Source organism: Stenotrophomonas chelatiphaga (genome assembly GCF_032054965.1).
Taxonomy (GTDB): Bacteria; Pseudomonadota; Gammaproteobacteria; order Xanthomonadales; family Xanthomonadaceae; genus Stenotrophomonas; species Stenotrophomonas chelatiphaga.
On record NZ_DAMBRS010000002.1, the window covers coordinates 194940 to 213743 of the forward strand.

Below are 18804 nucleotides of genomic sequence, written 5' to 3' on the forward strand. Positions count from 1 at the left end.
GCAGGTGGATGTCCATCCATTCGAACGGACCGGGCCCGGCTCCGGGCTTCACGCGACGGGACGCGTTGCGCATGGCCGTCGCCGCCGGCAGCGTCGGCCTGGGTGCCGCAACCGCTTTGTCCGCGCGCGCCGCGGACATCGCTGCGGCTCCGCTGAAGGGCAACCTGAAGCACGCCGTCGCCCGCTGGACGTTCCCGCAGCAGTCGGTAGCCCAGCTCTGCCAGACGGTCAGGGACATCGGCTTTGCCGCCATCGACCTGGTCGGCCCGGAGGACTGGCCCACGCTGAAGGCCCATGGCGTTTACAGCTCCATGTGCAACGGCGCAGAAATCAGCCTGGAAAAAGGCTTCGCCGACCCCCGGTTCCACGATGAACTGGTGGCGCGCTACACGCGGCATATCGACCTGGTGGCCGATGCCGGCTATCGCAACCTGATCTGCTTTTCCGGCAATCGAAACGGCATGGACCCCCAGCAGGGCATCGCGCATGCCGAAGCAGGACTCAAGCGCATCCTCGGTCATGCCGAAAAGCGCGGCGTGGTGCTGGTGATGGAGCTGCTGAACTCCAGGGTCGATCATCCGGATTATCTGTGCGACCACTCCGCATGGGGCGTTGAATTGTGCCAGCGGATTGGCTCGGCGCATTTCGGCCTGCTCTACGACATTTACCACATGCAGATCATGGAGGGCGACATCATTGCCACCATCGGCCGGCATCACGCATGTTTCAAGCATTACCACACCGCAGGCGTGCCTGGCCGGCACGAGATTGGAGACCAGCAGGAACTGCAGTACCCCGCCATCTGTCGCGCGATCCGCGACACCGGTTTCGATGGGTATCTGGCGCAGGAATTCATGCCTGCGGCGCCGGACCCCGTCGGCTCGCTGCGCGAGGCGATACGCCTCTGCGACGTCTGAAACGATATCCACCAAGGTGATGCAAGACCCATGGCAGACAATCATTACGACGCGATCGTCGTCGGCTCCGGAATCAGTGGCGGTTGGGCGGCGAAAGAACTGACAGAGAAAGGCCTCAAGGTGCTGATGCTCGAACGCGGACGCAACATCGAGCATGTCAAGGGCTACGTCAACGCGATGAAGGAGGCGTGGGATTTCCCGCACCGCAACCGGCCCACCCAGGCAATGAAAGCGGACTTTCCGGTACTGATGCGCGATTACGGCCTGGCCGAGAATCTGGAAGGCATGTGGGCCGATGAGAAGGACTCGCCCTACATCGAGACCAAGCGCTTCGACTGGTTCCGCGGCTATCACGTGGGCGGCCGCTCGCTGATGTGGGGGCGGCAGAGTTATCGCCTTTCGGACCTGGATTTCGAGGCGAACCTGAAAGACGGCATCGCCACCGACTGGCCGATCCGCTACGCCGACATCGCGCCCTGGTATGACCACGTGGAGAAGTTCGCGGGTATCGCCGGCACGCGCGAGGGGCTGGATGTTTTGCCGGACGGCGAATTCCTGCCACCGATCCCGTTGAACATCGTCGAAAAGGACGTGGCCGCGCGGATCAAGAAGGCATTCGGCGGCACCCGGCACATGATCCACTCGCGCACCGCCAACATCACCCAGCCCAAGGTCGAACAGGGCCGCGTCAACTGCCAGTACCGCAACAAATGCATCCTGGGCTGCCCGTTCGGCGCGTATTTTTCGACCCAGTCGGCGACGCTGCCGGCCGCGATGAAGACCGGCAACCTGACCTTGCGGCCGTTCTCGATCGTCAAGGAAGTGCTGTACGACAAGGACCGCAAGCGGGCGCGTGGCGTGGAGATCATCGACGCCGAAAACGGACAGACCTACCAGTACACCGCCAACGTCATCTTCCTCAACGCGTCTTCGTTCAATTCGAGCTGGCTGCTGATGAACTCGGCCACCGATGTCTGGGACGGTGGGCTGGGCTCTTCGTCCGGCGAACTGGGCCACAACGTAATGGACCACCATTTCGGCGCGGGGGCCTCCGGCCGGGTCGAGGGATACGATGACAAGTACTACTTCGGCCGTCGTCCCTGCGGTTTCTACGTTCCGCGATTCCGCAACGTCGGCACGAATGACAAGCGTGGCTATTCCCGCGGCTTCGGTTACCAGGGTGGGGCGAGCCGCAACGGCTGGTCGCGCGAGATCGCCGAGCTGAACATCGGTGCCGAGCTGAAGGACGCGCTGACCCTGCCCGGCGACTGGCGCATCGGCATGACCGGGTTCGGTGAAATGCTGCCCCATCACGACAACACGATCCGCCTGGACAGCGACAGGAAAGACAAATGGGGGCTGCCGGTACTGGCGATGGACGTGTCCCTGCGCGCGAATGAAACGGCCATGCGCAAGGACATGGCCGCCGATGCCGCCGAGATGCTGGAGGCCGCCGGAGTCAAGGACGTGGAGATGCACGACAACGATTACGCGCCGGGCAAGGGCATCCATGAGATGGGTACTGCGCGCATGGGCCGTGACCGCAGGAGCTCGGTGCTGAACCAGCACAACCAGGTCTGGGACGCCCCCAACGTCTACGTGACCGATGGCGCCTGCATGACGTCCAGCGCCTGCGTGAATCCTTCGCTGACCTACATGGCCCTGACCGCGCGCGCGGCCGACCACGCGGTGCGCGAACTGAAAGCGGGGAACCTGTGATGGACCGCCGTGAACTGCTGAAGATGATCGTCGCCGCCACCGGCGCGGCGATGGTCGGCCTGCCTGCGCTGGTCCACGGACAGGCACCCGCCGCGGGGCCGAGGGCCGCCTTCTCCGCCGCCGATATCGCCACGCTGGATGAGATCGCCGAAACGATCCTGCCGCGCACCGGCACGCCGGGCGCGAAGGACGCCGGCGCAGGTGCGTTCATGGCACGGTTCGTCAGCGACTGCTACACCGCCGAGCAGCAGGCAGCGTTCCGCGCCGGCCTGGCCGATATCGATAAACGCGCCGGTGGTGGATTCGTGTCGCTCGTCGCGGGCGACCGCACTGAACTGCTGCGCGGCCTGGATGCTGAAGCCCGGAAACGCGTTGCCGAGGTAAGCGAAACCGGCACCGCTGAGGCGGGCGAGAAAATTCCGCATTACTTCACCATGATCAAGCAACTCACCATTTTCAGTTTCTTTACCTCGAAAGTCGGCGCGACCGAGGCGCTCAAATACGTCGCCGTGCCGGGCCGCTACGACGGCGAGGTGCCCTATGTTCCCGGTACGCCTGCCTGGGCGACCGGCTGATGGCCCGCCACGTTCCGCTCATGCCTCCCACGCTTGGAATCCCTATGATCAAACCGCTTCTGGTGACGGCCGGCCTGCTGGCCGCGGTGTCTGTGTACGCGCAGTCCGGCGGCGACCCCGCGCGCGATCCGACCAGGACCGAAGTGTGGAAGCCGGTGCCTGCCAGCGTGGCCACGCCCGCGGGCGGCGCGCCCTCCGACGCGACCGTGCTGTTCGATGGCAAGGATGTCTCCGCATGGGAGTCGGAGCAGGGCGGACGCGTGCCGTGGCGGCTCGCCGATGGCGCGCTGACCGTGGTGCCGGGCAGCAAGGGTATCCGCACCCGGCAGCGCTTCTGCGATATCCAGCTGCACGTCGAGTGGCACACGCCCGCCGCAACCGCAGGATTCGACGGCCAGAACCGCGGCAACAGTGGCATCTTCCTGCAGGACCGGTACGAACTGCAGGTGCTGGACAGTTACAACAACCCGACCTATGCCAATGGCCAGGCCGGCTCGATCTACAAGCAGGCGATGCCGCTGGTGAACGCCTCGCGTGCGCCGGGCGAATGGCAGGCCTACGACATCATCTGGAAAGCACCGCGTTTTTCGCCCGGCGGCGGGCTGGTCTCACCGGCGCGCATCACCGTGCTGCACAACGGCGTGCTGGTGCAGGACGACACTGTGCTGGCCGGCAGGACCGAATACATCGGTGCGCCTTCGTATGCGCCGCATGACTGCGCGCCGATCTCCCTGCAGGAACACGATTCCGCGGTCAGCTACCGCAACATCTGGGTGCGCGAACTATGACCGCGCGGCGCCCTCGCGGCGCCGCGATCCTACTTGGCCAGGAAGCGGGTGATGTCGTCGATTTCCTGTGCTGACAGCTGGGAGAACGGCGGCATCAGGCCGCCGCCCTTGCTGATCTTCTCCTTGATCTGCGCCGGTTGCAGGCGCTTGCCCACGTCGGTCAGGGCGGGGAACGTGGGCGGGACGCCCGCACGATCAGCGCCATGGCAGGCGACGCAGTGCGTTGCGTAGAGCGCCGCGCCGGCAGCAGCATCGTCCTTGCACCACGCTGGGTTCGCGAGGGTCGCCGCCGATAGCACCACGGCAAGTATCAGGATCTTTTTCACGTGGGGGTCCTTGGCGTGCTAGCGCGCTGCGCCGGCGGGCTGGGGGGCGGTCAGGTGTTCGCGCAGATAGTCCGCGCCGGTCTTGATGACGGTGGCCGGATCGCGTGGATGGTCGTGCTCCACGATGTACCACTGCACGCCGGCCGCTTCGGCGGCGCGCAGGATCGCGGGCCAGTCCAGCACGCCCTGGCCCACCGCAGCGAAGCCGTCCTCGTCTTCGGCCTGGCCTTTCGGCGCGTTGTCCTTGGCGTGTACCGCGAACAGGCGGCCCTGGAATTTTTCCAGCATCAGCGCCGGGTCATGGCCGGCGCGCGCTACCCAGGCCAGGTCCAGTTCGGTCTGCAGATCCGGCCCGGCCGCGGCGAACAGCAGCTCCAGACCGGTCCTGCCGTTGAAGTCGACCAGTTCGAAATCGTGGTTGTGGTACGCCAGATGTATGCCCTTGGCGCGCACCTGCTTGGCGATCCTGCCCAGTTCCTGGCCCAATGCGGTCCATCCCGCGGCATCGGTGGGCCGGTCCTTTTCCTCCAGGTAGGGCACCACCAGCGTGGTGTTGCCGATCAACCGGTTGAACGCGACCACGCCACCCAGGTCCTTGCGCAGGTCGGCCAGCGCCACGTGGGATGAAATCGCCTTGATCGCATAGCGGTCCAGCAGCTGCTTGAGCTGCGCGGCACTGACATCCTGCGTGCCGACCGTCTCCACCGCATGCACGCCCGCGGCCTGGACGATCTTCAACTGCTGGTCCAGCGTGCCGGCGTCGCGCAGCGTGTACATCTGCACCGCGATGGGCTGCTGCGGGGCGGCGGCCGGGCCTGCGAAGGCGGGCAGGGCAGCGCACAACAGCAGGGCGAGCGTGGCGGTGCGTGCAGGGATGTTCATCAACAGATCCTCCGGGGATTCAACCGATGGGGGTCCAGGCGCGCGTCCTGGCCGATGCAATGACGCGGTCGACGATCAGTGCCGAGCGCACGCCGTCTTCGAAGGTGGGCAGGCCCTGCGGCTGCTCGCCCTCGATGGCGCGATAGGTGTCGGCGACAAAGGCGTCGAAGCAGCCGCCGTAGCCCTGCGCATGCCCGGCCGGCAGCACCGACAGCCTGCGTTGTTCGGCACTGCCGGCGCCCGGCCCACGCACGAAGATTTCCTCACGCTGGTCGGGCAGGCCGATCCACAGCCGTTCGGCATCTTCCTGGTTGAACGCCACGCTGGCACGGGCGCCATCGATCTCGAACCAGAGGCGATTGCGGCGGCCCGCCGATACCTGGCTGACCGTCAACGACGCGAGCGTACCGGCGCTGGTCCTGAACATCGCCGCGGCCACGTCCTCGCTGGTGACCGGCTGCCGCGCGCCGCCCGCCGCCGGGGTGCTGAAGCTCTGCCCGGTCGGGGCACCACGTTCGTCGATCACGGTGGCGAAGGCCGCGCTGACGTCGACGAAGCGCGCGCCGCCGACCCATTCCACCAGGTCGCACCAGTGCGATCCGATATCGGCGAACACACGCGATGCGCCGCCCAGTGCAGGGTCCACGCGCCAGTTGTTGCTGGCCGGGTCCAGCAGCCAGTCCTGCAGGTAGCTGCCGTGGATCAGGTGCAGTGGCCCCAGCTCTCCCTGCGCGATGCGCGCGCGGGCCTCGCGCACCACCGGGTGGTAGCGGTAGACGAAAGGCACCGTGGCCACCCGCCCGCGCGCAGCGGCCAATGCGGCCAGCGCCTGCGCGTCCTCCAACGTGGTCGCCAGCGGCTTTTCGCAGATGACGTGCTTGCCGGCTTCCAGCGCTGCCTGCGCCATGCCGCGGTGCAGGTGGTTGGGCGTGCACACGTGCACCACCTGGACCTGCGGATCGGCGAGGACCTCATCGAGATCGCGGTACGCGCGCGGGACATTCCACGACTGCGCCACCTCGCCTGCGCGCTGCGCCGAAGAGGCGGCCACGCCGCGGACCGTGGCACCGGCCAGCAGCGCGGCGCGCCGGTGCACCGCGCCGATCATGCCGGTGCCGACAATGGCGATTCCAAGCGTGCTCATCCAGTGGGCTCCTCAGGGCGTGGAAGGCGCGGCCGCGATGACCGGCCGGTCGCGGAACAGCAGCAGGAAGGCGATCAGCACGACCAGCGCGACGCCTGCCGGGAACAGCCAGATCTTCTGCCAGTCCGGACCGGCGGCGGTGGTGTAGTGCTCCACCACCGCGCCGGACAGGAACGTGCCGATCAACATGCCCACGCCGTACGTGGCCAGGGTGATGAACCCCTGCGCGCTGCTGCGCGCGGCGGGGCCGGCATGCGCATCGGTGTAGATCTGGCCGGTGACGAAGAAGAAGTCGTAGCAGATGCCATGCAGCACGATGCCGATCACCAGCAGCGAGAAGCCGCCGCCTGCATCGCCGAAGGCGAACATGACATAGCGCAGCACCCAGGCCGCCATGCCGACGGCCAGCATCGTCTTGACCCCCAGCCGCACGAACAGGAACGGCATGGCCAGCATCAGCAGCACTTCGGACACCTGGCCCAGCGACTGCAGGCCGGCCGCGCCGCGCACGCCCAGGTCATTGAGGTACGGGTTGGTGAAGTTGTAGTAGAACGCCAGCGGAATGCAGATGGCGATGGAGGCCAGGAAAAACACCAGGTAAGAGCGTGATTTCAGCAGCCGCAGCGAATCCAGCCCCAGGATCTGTCCCATGCCGGCATCGCGTTGGCGGGCCAGCGGCGGCGTGTGCGGCAGGGTGAAGGCATACAGGCCCAGTGCCAGCGAGGCGATCGACGCCATCTGGAACGTCAGCTCGAGCCGATGCGCTTGTTCCCAGCCCAACCAGCCGATCAGCACGCCCGCCACGATCCAGCCGACGCTGCCGGCGACACGCACCAGCGGGAACTGTTTTTCAGGCGATTGCATGTGGCGCATCGCCACGCTGTTGGCCAGCGCCAGGGTCGGCATGAACAGCAGCATGTAGCCCATGACGCAGGCGGAGAACGTGCCGAAGTCGGTCGCCGTGGAGGCCATCCACATCAGCACCGCGCCGGCCAGGTGCAGCACCGCGAGGATGCGCTGCGCGGCGAAGTAGCGGTCGGCGACCAGGCCGACCAGGAACGGTGCCACGATGGCGCCGATGGACTGGCTGAGGAAGGCCGTCGCCACCTGGCTGGCGCTGGCCTGCAGCGGGCCCTGCACCAGGTACGTGCCCAGGGTCACGAACCATGCGCCCCAGATGAAGAACTGCAGGAACATCATCGCGCCCAAGCGCGACATGGCGTACGTCATGGCTACCCCTCCCAGGGCGGTGATGGCTCAGATCCCCAGCATGCGATGCAGTGACTGCGTGTCCGCGCCGCTGTCGGCGAAGTCGTCGAAGGCCCGTTCGGTCACGCGGATGATGTGGTCGGCGATGATGGCGGCGCCTTCGCGTGCGCCATCTTCCGGGTGCTTCAGGCAGCACTCCCACTCCAGCACCGCCCAGCCCGGGAAATCGTACTGGGCGAACTTCGAGAAGATCGCCTTGAAGTCGATCTGGCCGTCGCCGAGCGAACGGAAACGTCCCGGACGGTCGATCCAGTCTTGGTAGCCGCCATATACGCCACTGCGCGCGCTGGGCCGATACTCCGCGTCCTTGACGTGGAAGATGCCGATGCGATCGTGGTAACGGTCGATGAAGCCGAGGTAGTCGATCTGCTGCAGCAGCAGGTGGCTGGGGTCGTACAGGATTTTCGCGCGGGGATGGTGGTCCACCACGTCCAGGAAGCGCTCGAAGGTCGCGCCATCATGCAGGTCTTCGCCCGGGTGGATTTCGAAGCACAGGTCCACCCCGCAGGCATCGAAGGCATCCAGGATGGGGCGCCAGCGACGGGCGAGTTCGGCGAAGGCTTCGTCCACCAGCCCGGGTGGGCGCTGCGGCCAGGGATAGAAGTACGGCCAGGCCAGCGCGCCGGAGAACGTGGCATGCGCGGTCAGCCCGAGGCGCTGGCTGGCCTTGGCGGCCAGCAACAGCTGCTCCACCGCCCAGGCCTGGCGGGCGGTGGGATCACCGCGTTTGTCCGGCGGTGCGAAGCCGTCGAACAGGCTGTCGTAGGCGGGATGCACGGCGACCAGCTGGCCCTGCAGGTGGGTCGACAGTTCGGTGATCTGCACACCGTGTGCGCCGAGCATGCCGGCGATGTCATCGCAGTACGCCTGGCTGCACGCGGCCTCGGCCAGGTCGAACAGGTGCGGCGCGCCGGTCGGTACCTGTACGCCGGAATAGCCCAGCCCCGCAGCCCAGCCGGCCAGCGTGTCCAGCCGGTCAAAAGGAGCGGTGTCACCGATGAACTGCGCCAGGAACAGCGCGGGACCCTTGAGTGTCTTCAAGCGGGGTTACCCTGGATGCAATCGATTGCATTACCCTAGCAGCACGTCCCGCGAAACCTGTTGTGCACTGCACAGCGGCAACCAGAACCGACCATGGCCACCATCTACGACATCGCAAAACACGTCGGCGTCTCCGCCGGAACGGTGTCGCGCGCGCTTTCCCGCCCGGACAAAGTGCTGCCGGCCACGCGCAGCCGCATCGAGCAGGCCGCCGCCGCGCTGGGCTATGTCCCCAACACGGTGGCCCGGACGCTGAAGACCCAGCGCAGCGGCAAGATCCTGGTCACCGTGCCGGACATCGCCAATCCGTTCTTCGCGCAGATCCTGCAGGGTGCGGAGGATGCGGCGCAGGCGCTCGGCTACGCCGTGCTGCTGGGCGATACCCAGCATCAACCCGAACGCGAAGAACGCTACGCGCAGATGCTCCGGCGCAACGAGGCCGATGGACTGATCGTGCTGGGCCATCGCCTGCCCCCGACCGCGCGCGCGATCGTCGAGCAGTCGGGTCCCACCGCGCCGGTGGTCAATGGCTGTGAGTTCGATCCCGCGCTGGGCATTCCCAGCGTCCACATCGACAACGCGGCCGCCGCGCGCGCGGTGATGGAGCATCTGTATGGGCTGGGTCACGAGCGGATCGCGGTGGTCGGCGGGCCGACTGACAACCCACTTCACCAGCAACGGCTGGAAGGCGCCCGGGCCGCCGGCAAGGCGCACGGCCGCCTGCGCAGCCTGCGCGTCGTGCCGGGGGATTTCTCCGTGGAATCCGGCCATGCGGCGGTGCTGGCGCAGTTGGCCCGAACGCCTGCGCCGACGGCGATCTTCTGCTTCAGCGACCAGATGGCGCTGGGCGCGCTGGCGGCCTGCCGGGATCGGGGTATCCGCGTACCGGATGACCTGTCCATCGTCGGCTTCGACGATCTCGCGTCGTCCCGTTACCTGACGCCGGCGTTGACGACCATCCGGCAACCGATGCGGGACATCGGCGCCTGCGCGGTCAACCTGCTGCTGGCCATCATCGAAGGTCGGGACGTCCCGCTTCAGCAGACGCTGGCGTTCAGCCTGATGCTGCGCGGATCGACGGCCGGGCCCCGCCAGGGATGACGGCGCGGCGACAGCCCGGCAGGCGCGATACCCGCCGGGTTTCGTTGCTGGCATCACGCCACGGGATGCTCAGGCATCGCAGCGCACGCCGACCTCATCGAATGCGATCACCACATCCTCTATCGGGTAATCCAGGTCCAACGCCGCTTTGATGACGCCGCAGGCGCCGCTTTCAAACGTGCTGCTGGGTGTCCAGTAGTTGCGGTTGGCCGTCGCCATCGCAGTGAACGCCATCCGGGTATCCCAGCCCTCGCGATGGGACAGCAGGTAGAAGGCCCTGTTGTAGACGCCGGACGAATAATGATTGTTCAGCCCGGGGCGGAAATCGCGCGCGTGCCCGATCGACCTGCCGTCCCGGCTGGGATCTTCGAAGTAGCGAAGCGCGGCGTCACGCTTGATGATCTCGGCACCCACCAGGAAGTCGTTGCTGCCTTTCAGGTAATACTCGGCAGCTTCGCCAGCCATATCCGAGAAGGCCTCGTTCATGCCGCCGGAATGCAGGGCGTTGTAGATCAGCCCCGAGTTCTGCTCGGTGAAGCCATGGGATACCTCATGACTGACCACGTCCAGTGCAACGAGCGGATAAAACATGGACAGCCCATCACCGAAGGACATGACGCGACCGTTCCATGTCGCATTCTCGTAACTGCGTCCGTAATGGACCTGAAGCTTCAGCTGGAAGCGCAGGGGCGCGGTATCCAGCCAGTCGCGGTACATGTCGAACACGGCGCCGCCGGCGGCGTGCGCATCGTTCAAGGGCGAGTACGCACCGTTGATGGCTTTGACGGTGTTCTGCGGGCAGCTGAAGCGGTGCGCTTCGGTCACCGAGCCTGAGTGGCCGTGGTCGAGGTTGATGGTTTTTACGTTTTCGTTTTCCAGGCTGCAGGTTGCCCCGTAAGCAGTGATGTCGAGGTAGGGCGCGGTGGCGCCGTATTCGATCTGTCCGATCTTCTCGTTGCCGCCCGGACCGATGCCGTTGTTGGCCGTGGCCAGACCCTCCCACTGTGCAAGCACCTTGCCGTCCATCGCATCGACGATGGTGAAAGGGCGGGTGGCTGGCTGGTCTTCGCCCTCGGCCAGGAAATCCACCACCCATGCCAGCCGTGCCACGGCGTGCGCATCGAGGTGGATCATCAGGCGCTGGTTCTGGTTCTGTACCTGCATGCCGCCGGCGCGCATGCCGGGGGCACTGGCCTTGGCGATGGCCGCAGCCCGCGCACCGTCGATGCGGGGTGTCACATCGGGAAGATCGGCCTGCAGCGAGGCAACCGCCGTGCCGAACAGGCTGCGCACCTGGCCCGTGGCAGCGGTGGCGACCACCACATGTTCACCGAACACCGGTACGCCCTGGTGCAACTGTTCGAAGCGTTGGTGCTGCACGCCGTTGCGGTCGGTGTGGCTGGACAGCAGCTGCAGGCTGGAACCAGCATCCAGCCCGAGCATCGATGGCAGTGCAGCGGCGTCAGCGCTGCGGTGGGCCAACGCCGGGGTCGCGGCGAGGTCGAGTCGATGCAGGGGAATGCGCTCGGCCGCTGCCGCGGGTGCGGCGAGCATCGCGGCGGAAAGCAGGGTGAGGGACAGCATGCTGCGGGACGGCAGGTGGATCATGGGTGGCGCTCCTCGCTGGATGGATGCCGGAGCGGTAGCCCTGCGGAAGACCGTGTTTTCAGGGGATAGCGCCGACGAGGACACCGTGGTGCGGGGCGCTCGGCGCGGCAACGGCGCCGGATGCGATGGTCTGTAAGGGAGCAGCACGGGCCAGCAGGGTGCCAGGGGGAATTGGCTTGAAATCCTGGCGGGATCCTCGCCATCCCTTACCCTCGTGCACGTGAGTGGCTGACCCTTCGCGCCGTAGCGCCGGCAAACTTGCCGGAGCTGGAGGGGGTAGTGAATGACAGCCAGGCATGCAGGACGAACTGCATGCTGCAGTGCAACTTTTCAATTGTAGTATTATTTGATTAATTGCCGTTCAGGCCGAAGGCCGCGTCGCACCGCATTCGAACCTGTGGAATCGTGGTGTCCCTGGAGTTTCCTGGCGTGGAGCGTGGATTGCATGGTGATGCTGGCAAACGCCCAAGGGCTTCGGGCAGAGATCGCGCAGCGCGGCGCCGCGCTGGCGGGCATGTGGGTGCCGGACCGTGATGGGCAGCTCGCAGACGTGGTGCTGGGCCATGCCCCGCAGCGCCAGCGGACATCGGGTCGGGCGTTTCTCGGTGCCAGCATCGGCCGGGTGGCTGGGCGCATCAGCACGGCCGGCTTCATGCTCGGCGGCCAGCATCACCGGCTTGATTCGGTCGATGGCCTCACCACCCACCATGGCGGGCCCGAGGGATTCGATGCACGGGACTGGCAATGGCTGGGCGTGCGCCGTGACCGGGCGCGGCTGCAGCTGGTCAGCCCGCATGGCGACCAGGGCTTCCCGGGCGCGCTGACGGTCACCGTGGACTATCGGCTGGATGACAACGACACCCTGCACGTGGACTACGCCGCCACCTGCGACCGCCCCACGGTGGTCAACCTGACCCACCATCCGTTCTGGAACCTGGCGGGCGAAGGAGCGGGCCCGGTGGACGCGCATCTTCTGACGCTGCCTGCGTCGCGCACGGTGGCGCTCGATGCTGCGCTGCTCCCCACCGGCCAGGTGCGCGACGTCGCCGACAGCGCGTTCGACTTCCGCCGCGCGCGCGTGATCGGCGACGCGCTGTCAGTCAGGGGCGATGCGCAGCTGCAGCTCGCCGGGGGCCTGGATCACTACTGGATTCTCGATACCCCGGCAGGCGCCGGCGTTCGCGCGGCGGCGCGCCTGCATGATCCGCATTCCGGCCGCGTGCTGGACGTGTCGAGCGACCAGGCGGGCGTGCAGGTGTATTCGGGAAACTTCCTGGACGGCAGCCTGCAGGGTGCATCGGGCAGGGCGTACCAGGCGCGCGCGGCCATCTGCATTGAACCGCAGGCCTTTCCCGATGCGATGAACCAGCCCGGCTTTCCGGACATCACGTTGCAGCCCGGTGCGGTCTACCGCAACCGCATCCGTTATCGCTTCAGCAAGGACACCCCATGAATGCAGTGACTGACCCCGCCCAGCGGCTGGCTGGCAAGGTAGCCATCGTCACCGGTGCGGCCAACGGCATCGGCCGTGCCATCGCCGGACTGTTCCAGTCGCACGGTGCCATCGTGGCCGGCTACGACCAGACCGCGCCCGGCGCCGACGACGCGGTTTGTGCGCTGTTCCAGCAGGGCGATGTCAGCGATGCCGATGCCGTGGCGGCGTTCGTGGAACGCGTGGTGTCAGCCTACGGCCAGGTTGACGTGCTGGTCAGCAATGCCGGCATGGATGTGTTTTCCACACCGCTGGAGCTGTCTTCGCAGACCTGGCAGCGCAACCTGGACGTCAACCTTGGCGGCCATTGGAACTTCGCCCGCGCGGTGTTGCCGTGCATGCTGCGGCAGGGCAGGGGATCGGTGGTCAACATCGCCTCCGTGCACGGCCATCGCATCATCCAGGGCGCCTTCCCGTACAACGTGGCCAAGCACGCGTTGATCGGCCTGACCAAGGCACTCGGATTGGAATACGCCGACAAAGGCCTCCGCTTCAACTCCATCTCGCCCGGGCTGATCCTGGTGGACCGCATCGAACGCTGGTTCGAATCGCAGCCCGATCCCGCGCAGGCGCGCCGGGAACAGGAAGCGCTGCTGCCACCGAAACGCATCGGCGAAGCGTCGGAAGTCGCCCAGACCGCGCTGTTCCTGGCCAGCGACGAAGCCCGCTTCATCAATGCCGCCGACATCCTGATCGATGGCGGCCGCAGCCAACTTTACTACTGAGCCAACCATGACCCCTTCCCCGCTCCCGCTGATCGCGATCCTGCGCGGCATCACCCCAGACGAGGTGCGTGCGCACGTGCGCGTGCTGATCGACGCCGGCATCAGCCAGATTGAAATACCGACCAACTCGCCGGACTGGCTGGGCAGCGTGCAGTTGGCCCTGCAGGAAGCCGACGGCCACGCCGAGGTCGGCGCCGGCACCGTGCTGGACATCGCCGACGTGGACCGTCTGGCGGACAGCGGCGCGCGGCTGATGGTGACGCCGAATACGAACCCGCTGGTGATCGCGCATGCACGTTCGCGTGGACTGGATATCGCAGCCGGGTTTGCCACCGCCAGCGAGGCCTTCGCTGCAGTGGCCGCCGGTGCGCAGCGCCTGAAGCTGTTCCCGGCCTCGCAGTTCGGCCCGGGCTATGTGCGTGCGCTGAAGGCCGTGCTGCCGGCCGATGTGCCGCTGTATGCGGTGGGCGGCATCGGCCCCGGCAATCTGGCCGAGTACCTGCAGGCCGGTTGCGCCGGTGCCGGACTGGGCGGGGAGCTGTACCGCGTCGGCCAGGATGCAGCTACCACGGCCCAGCATGCGGACGCCTTCGTTGCTGCCTTGCGGAGGACCAACGCATGAAGATCACCCGCCTGAGTACCTATCGCGTGGCGCCGCGCTGGATGTTCCTGAAGATCGAGACCGACGAAGGCGTGGTCGGCTGGGGCGAGCCGGTCATCGAAGGCCGTGCGCGCACCGTGGAAGCGGCCGTGCACGAACTGGGCGAGCAGCTGGTCGGCAAGGATCCGGCGCGCATCAACGACCACTGGCAGGTGATGTACCGCGGGGGCTTCTATCGCGGCGGCGCGGTGTTCATGAGCGCACTGGCCGGCATCGACCAGGCGCTGTGGGACATCAAGGGCAAGGCGCTGGGCGTGCCGGTGTACCAGCTGCTGGGCGGGCTGGTGCGCGACCGCATGAAGACCTATTGCTGGGTCGGCGGCGACCGGCCGGCCGACATCATCGAACAGATCCGTGCACGCGTGGCGCTGGGCTATGACACCTTCAAGCTCAACGCCTGCGAAGAGATGCCGCTGCTGGCGCCCAGCCGCACCATCGACGCGGCCGTGGCCAAGGTGGCCGAAATACGCGAAGCGTTCGGCCAGAGCATCGAGTTCGGCCTGGATTTCCACGGACGCGTGGGCTGGCCGATGGCCAAGACGCTGATCCGCGAACTGGAACCCTACCGCCCGTTGTTCATCGAAGAACCGGTGCTGGCCGAACAGGCCGAGTATTACCCGCGCCTGGCCGAACAGACCGCCATTCCGCTGGCGGCTGGTGAGCGGATGTTCTCGCGCACCGAGTTCAAGAGCGTGTTCGCTGCAGGTGGCCTGTCGATCGTGCAACCGGATCTTTCGCATGCCGGCGGCATCACCGAATGCATGAAGATCGCTGCGATTGCCGAAGCCCACGACGTGGCGCTGGCGCCGCATTGCCCGCTCGGCCCGGTGGCGCTGGCGGCCTGCCTGCACGTGGACTTCGCCAGCTGGAACGCGGTACTGCAGGAGCAGAGCATCGGCATCCATTACAACGCCGATGGCGAGCTGCTGGACTACGTCAGGAACAAGGACGCCTTCACCCTGCACAACGGTTCGATGCTGCCCTTCACCCAGCCGGGGCTGGGCGTGGAGATCGACGAGGAGGTGGTGGTCGAACGCGCGCGCCGTGCCGGTGATTGGCGCAATCCTTTGTGGCGGCACGAAGACGGGAGCGTGGCCGAATGGTGAGCATGAGCGGGGACGGTATCCTGCCGACGGCCGCATTGGCGTTTGACAGCCGTTGCACGCTGGGCGAAAGCATCACCTGGTGTGCGCGCGAGCGCGTGCTGTGGTGGACCGACATCAACGGCCGACGGATCTGGCGCGGCAACCCGGATACCGGCAGCGCGCAGTGGTGGAGCACGCCGGGACGGGTGGGATCGCTGGCGCTGTGCGAATCGGGTCGGTTGCTGCTGGGCATGGAAAAAGCGCTGTATTTCGCCGACCCCTCGCGCGAGGAACCCGGCGCAGGGTTGAACTGCGAGCAGGTGTGCGAGGTGCCGATGGACGGCGCCGCGCTGCGCATCAATGACGGTCGCCTGGACCGGAACGGCAACTTCGTGTTCGGCTGCATCAACGAAGATCCAGCGCGTGCGCGCACCGCGCGGTTCCATCAGTACTCCATTGCGCAGGGGCTGCGCGCGCTGGCGCTTGAACCGGTGGCGATCGCCAACGGCATCTGTTTCGATCCTGATGGCCAGGGCCTGTACTACTGCGATTCGCTGCAGGGAAGGATCATGCACGCCGGCTACGACGCCGCCACGGCGACGGTCAGCGATCCGCGAGTGTTCGCGGTGATCGATGGCGGAGCCGAGCCGGATGGGGCCGTCGTGGATGCCGACGGGCGGGTGTGGGGCGCGCAGTGGGGAGCGGGCAGGGTGGTGCGCTACTCCGCCGCTGGCGAGGTCGATCGGATCCTGCCGGTGCCGGCCCTGCAACCTACCTGCGTGGCGTTTGCCGGCGATGGTCTCGGCACCTTGTATGTCACCTCGGCCCGCGATGGGCTGGATGTGGCGATGCTGCAGGACCAGCCGACCAGCGGCGGGGTCTTCCGGGTTTCGCTCGAGGGTGCGCGTGGCCTGCCCGACCTGCGGTTCACGGACGCATGATCGCCATCGACTGGGGCAGCTCCAGCCTGCGCGCGTTCCGCCTGGACCGTGACGGACACCGCGTGGACAGCCGGCGCTCCGACCAGGGGCTGTTGAACGCCGATGGCCGTTTTGCCGAGGTGCTGGAGACGCTGATCGACGGCTGGGACGATGCGCTGGTGGTGATGGCGGGCATGATCGGCAGCCGCCAGGGCTGGATGGAAGTGCCGTACGTGCAGGCGCCCGCAGGGGTGCAGGAGATCGCAGCGGGCATGCGCAGGCTGCAATCGGCGGCCGTCCAGCGCGAACTCTGGCTGGTACCTGGACTGAGCTGCATGGACGTGCACGGAACACCGGATGTGATGCGCGGCGAGGAAACCCAGTTGTGTGCACTGCTGCCAGTGCTGGGGCCGGGCCGGCACGTCGTGCTGCTGCCGGGTACGCATAGCAAGCATGCACGCGTGGTGGACGGACGCATCGAACGGTTCAGCACCTTCATGACCGGCGAGCTGTTCGCGGTGCTGCGCCAGCACAGCCTGCTGGGCCGGATGATGGTCGATGCGCCGCTGGATGCGGCGGCCTTTGCCGAGGGCGTGGCGATGGCCGCGCGCGACGGCAGCCTGCTGCATCAGCTGTTCGGCGTGCGCACCCGCGCGCTGTTCGACCAGTTGCTGCCGGCGCAGCTGGCCAGCTACCTGTCCGGCCTGCTCATAGGCACTGAACTGCAGGACCTCGATGCGCACAGCGCACCGGTGCACGTGATCGCGGCAGAGGGCCTGGCCGACGCCTACCTGTCCGCGTTGGCGCTGGTGGGCCGGACGGCGACGCGGCATGCCGAAGATACCGTGGCCCGCGGCCTGTACCTGCTCGCGCGGGCGCGTGAGCTGCCGATATAAGCGCAGGCGCAAGGCAAGGGGTTACTTGTTTCATCTCCGAACGCCGGTGGCACGCCACCGCACTCGTCTCAAGGAAGCAGGACATGCAACTTTCGGTGCTCGATACCTCCATCGTACTGGTCTACCTGGCCGGCGTATTCGTGTTGGCGCAGTGGGTTTCGCGTGAGAAAGCCGGCCACGCCAAGGACGCCAAGGACTACTTCCTGGCCAGCAAGTCGCTGCCGTGGTGGGCGGTCGGCGCCTCGCTGATTGCCGCCAACATCTCCGCCGAACAGATCATCGGCATGTCCGGTTCGGGCTATGCGATCGGGCTGGCGATCGCCTCCTACGAGTGGATGGCCGCGCTGACCCTGCTGATCGTCGGCAAGTGGTTCCTGCCGGTGTTCCTGCGCAATGGCATCTACACCATGCCGCAGTTCCTGGAGCAGCGTTACGGCAGCCGCATCCGCACGCTGATGGCGGTGTTCTGGCTGGGCCTGTATGTGTTCGTCAACGTCACCTCCATCCTGTGGCTGGGCGCAATCGCGGTCAGCCAGGTCACCGGCATGGACCAGATGCTGGCGGTGGTGCTGATCGGCGTGTTCGCGCTGCTGTACCAGTTGTACGGCGGCCTGAAAGCGGTGGCGCTGACCGACATCGTGCAGGTGTCACTGCTGGTGCTGGGCGGGCTGCTGGTGACCGGTCTGACGCTCAGCCAGCTGGGCGAGGGCGCCGGCATCGTGGCCGGCGTGCAGCGTCTGTGGGAGGCGCATCCGGGCCACTTCGAAATGATCCTCAGCAAGGACAACCCGTTCTACAAGGACCTGCCGGGCATCAGCGTGCTGGTGGGTGGGCTGTGGATCATGAACCTCAGTTACTGGGGCTTCAACCAGTACATCATCCAGCGCGCGCTGGCGGCCAAGGACATCGGCGAGGCGCAGAAGGGCGTGCTGTTCGCTGCCTTCCTGAAGCTGCTGATGCCGGTCATCGTGGTGGTGCCGGGCATCGCTGCGGTGATGCTGGCACCGGGCCTGGACGCACCGGACCAGGCCTATCCGACCATGATGCGGCTGCTGCCCACCGGCATCCTCGGCCTGGTATTCGCCGCGCTGGTGGCGGCGATCGTGGCGTCGCTCGCCTCGAAGATCAATTCCGTGGCGACCATCTTCACCCTGGATTTCTACGCCCAGCGCAAAGGACCGCATGACGAGGCCACGCTGGTGCGCGTGGGCCGCATCGCCGCGGCGGTGACGGTGGTGCTGGGCATCCTGGCCGCCAAGCCGCTGCTGGGCAGCTTCGACCAGGCGTTCCAGTACATCCAGGAATACACCGGCTTCTTCACTCCCGGCATCGTGGTGATCTTCCTGCTGGGCCTGTTCTGGAAGCGCGCCAACGAAGCCGGTGCACTGGCCGCGGCGGTGGGTTCGTTCGTGCTGTCGGTGGTGCTGAAGCTGGCCTGGCCGTCCTTGCCGTTCATTGATCGGGTCGGCCTGGTGTTCCTGCTGGCGCTGCTGCTGGCGGTGGGTGTGTCCCTTGCCACGCCCGCCGCGCCGGCCAGGGACGTGGTGCGCACCGATGACGTGGTGTATGCAACACGCCCGTCCTTCAACGTGGGGGCCATTGCGGTCGTCGCGATCCTGATCGCCCTGTACACCCTGTTCTGGTGAGGAGAGAAA

The 18804-nt window shown here is 66.7% G+C and carries 18 protein-coding genes; 12 read left to right on the plus strand and 6 right to left on the minus strand.

Translation table 11 applies throughout. The features are described 5' to 3' along the window. The first annotated feature begins 8 nt into the window (after nucleotides 1–8). The 4 genes from RTX79_RS05425 to RTX79_RS05440 are packed head-to-tail and all read left to right on the plus strand — an operon-like array spanning nucleotide 9 to nucleotide 3999. The gene (locus tag RTX79_RS05425) at nucleotides 9–917 is read left to right on the plus strand and encodes a hydroxypyruvate isomerase family protein (protein ID WP_312682483.1); all 909 of its coding nucleotides are present in this window, start codon (nucleotides 9–11) and stop codon (nucleotides 915–917) included. Nucleotides 918–947: 30 nt separating this feature from the next. Further along, a complete protein-coding gene (locus RTX79_RS05430; RefSeq protein WP_312682485.1) occupies nucleotides 948–2636 on the plus strand; it encodes a GMC family oxidoreductase in 1689 nt (562 codons plus the stop codon). Next, nucleotides 2636–3211: a gluconate 2-dehydrogenase subunit 3 family protein gene (locus tag RTX79_RS05435; RefSeq protein WP_312682487.1), complete on the plus strand. Its 576-nt coding sequence runs from the start codon at nucleotides 2636–2638 to the stop codon at nucleotides 3209–3211. The genes RTX79_RS05430 and RTX79_RS05435 overlap by 1 nt, the downstream gene beginning before the upstream one ends. Before the next feature lie 44 nt (nucleotides 3212–3255). After that, entirely contained in the window at nucleotides 3256–3999 is a 744-nt protein-coding gene (locus tag RTX79_RS05440; RefSeq protein WP_312682488.1) for a 3-keto-disaccharide hydrolase, read from the plus strand. A 29-nt stretch (nucleotides 4000–4028) separates the two neighbouring features. Here RTX79_RS05440 and RTX79_RS05445 read toward each other — a convergent pair whose 3' ends face one another. The 5 genes from RTX79_RS05445 to RTX79_RS05465 are packed head-to-tail and all read right to left on the minus strand — an operon-like array spanning nucleotide 4029 to nucleotide 8661. After that, complete coding sequence (locus tag RTX79_RS05445) at nucleotides 4029–4325, minus strand: c-type cytochrome (protein WP_312682490.1); 297 nt, start codon at nucleotides 4323–4325, stop codon at nucleotides 4029–4031. A gap of 18 nt (nucleotides 4326–4343) precedes the next feature. After that, complete coding sequence (locus RTX79_RS05450) at nucleotides 4344–5207, minus strand: sugar phosphate isomerase/epimerase family protein (protein WP_312682492.1); 864 nt, start codon at nucleotides 5205–5207, stop codon at nucleotides 4344–4346. 19 nt (nucleotides 5208–5226) lie between these two features. Continuing rightward, nucleotides 5227–6351, minus strand: a complete 1125-nt coding sequence (locus RTX79_RS05455; RefSeq protein ID WP_312682494.1) for a Gfo/Idh/MocA family protein — start codon at nucleotides 6349–6351, stop codon at nucleotides 5227–5229. 12 nt (nucleotides 6352–6363) lie between these two features. After that, nucleotides 6364–7581: a nucleoside permease gene (locus tag RTX79_RS05460; RefSeq protein WP_309684076.1), complete on the minus strand. Its 1218-nt coding sequence runs from the start codon at nucleotides 7579–7581 to the stop codon at nucleotides 6364–6366. Between the two features lie 27 nt (nucleotides 7582–7608). Continuing rightward, nucleotides 7609–8661 carry a sugar phosphate isomerase/epimerase family protein gene (locus RTX79_RS05465; RefSeq protein ID WP_312682498.1) on the minus strand — a complete coding sequence of 351 codons (1053 nt, stop codon included), beginning with the start codon at nucleotides 8659–8661 and terminating at the stop codon, nucleotides 7609–7611. A gap of 93 nt (nucleotides 8662–8754) precedes the next feature. On the opposite strand from RTX79_RS05465, the gene RTX79_RS05470 reads away from it, so the two are divergent. Then, on the plus strand, nucleotides 8755–9762 hold the full coding sequence (locus tag RTX79_RS05470; RefSeq protein ID WP_312682499.1) for a LacI family DNA-binding transcriptional regulator: 1008 nt from the start codon (nucleotides 8755–8757) through the stop codon (nucleotides 9760–9762). Nucleotides 9763–9831: 69 nt separating this feature from the next. On the opposite strand, the gene RTX79_RS05475 is transcribed toward RTX79_RS05470, so the two are convergent. Beyond that, on the minus strand, nucleotides 9832–11370 hold the full coding sequence (locus RTX79_RS05475; RefSeq protein WP_312682500.1) for a M4 family metallopeptidase: 1539 nt from the start codon (nucleotides 11368–11370) through the stop codon (nucleotides 9832–9834). A gap of 451 nt (nucleotides 11371–11821) precedes the next feature. Here RTX79_RS05475 and RTX79_RS05480 point away from each other — a divergent pair, with 451 nt between their 5' ends. The 7 genes from RTX79_RS05480 to RTX79_RS05510 all read left to right on the plus strand — a co-directional run bounded on the left by RTX79_RS05480 (nucleotide 11822) and on the right by RTX79_RS05510 (nucleotide 18795). After that, nucleotides 11822–12823 carry an aldose epimerase family protein gene (locus RTX79_RS05480; RefSeq protein WP_312682501.1) on the plus strand — a complete coding sequence of 334 codons (1002 nt, stop codon included), beginning with the start codon at nucleotides 11822–11824 and terminating at the stop codon, nucleotides 12821–12823. After that, nucleotides 12820–13587 carry an SDR family oxidoreductase gene (locus RTX79_RS05485; protein ID WP_312682503.1) on the plus strand — a complete coding sequence of 256 codons (768 nt, stop codon included), beginning with the start codon at nucleotides 12820–12822 and terminating at the stop codon, nucleotides 13585–13587. The genes RTX79_RS05480 and RTX79_RS05485 overlap by 4 nt, the downstream gene beginning before the upstream one ends. Beyond that, on the plus strand, nucleotides 13559–14209 hold the full coding sequence (locus tag RTX79_RS05490) for a 2-dehydro-3-deoxy-6-phosphogalactonate aldolase (protein ID WP_345784477.1): 651 nt from the start codon (nucleotides 13559–13561) through the stop codon (nucleotides 14207–14209). The genes RTX79_RS05485 and RTX79_RS05490 overlap by 29 nt, the downstream gene beginning before the upstream one ends. Further along, nucleotides 14206–15354, plus strand: coding sequence for a galactonate dehydratase (gene dgoD, locus RTX79_RS05495; RefSeq protein WP_312682508.1), 1149 nt, complete (start codon nucleotides 14206–14208; stop codon nucleotides 15352–15354). The genes RTX79_RS05490 and dgoD overlap by 4 nt, the downstream gene beginning before the upstream one ends. Nucleotides 15355–15356: 2 nt before the next feature. Continuing rightward, nucleotides 15357–16274: an SMP-30/gluconolactonase/LRE family protein gene (locus RTX79_RS05500; protein ID WP_312682510.1), complete on the plus strand. Its 918-nt coding sequence runs from the start codon at nucleotides 15357–15359 to the stop codon at nucleotides 16272–16274. After that, nucleotides 16271–17149: a 2-dehydro-3-deoxygalactonokinase gene (locus tag RTX79_RS05505; protein ID WP_312682512.1), complete on the plus strand. Its 879-nt coding sequence runs from the start codon at nucleotides 16271–16273 to the stop codon at nucleotides 17147–17149. Before RTX79_RS05500 ends, RTX79_RS05505 begins: the two co-directional genes overlap by 4 nt. Nucleotides 17150–17232: 83 nt before the next feature. After that, nucleotides 17233–18795: a sodium/sugar symporter gene (locus tag RTX79_RS05510; protein ID WP_312682515.1), complete on the plus strand. Its 1563-nt coding sequence runs from the start codon at nucleotides 17233–17235 to the stop codon at nucleotides 18793–18795. Nucleotides 18796–18804: the final 9 nt, after the last annotated feature.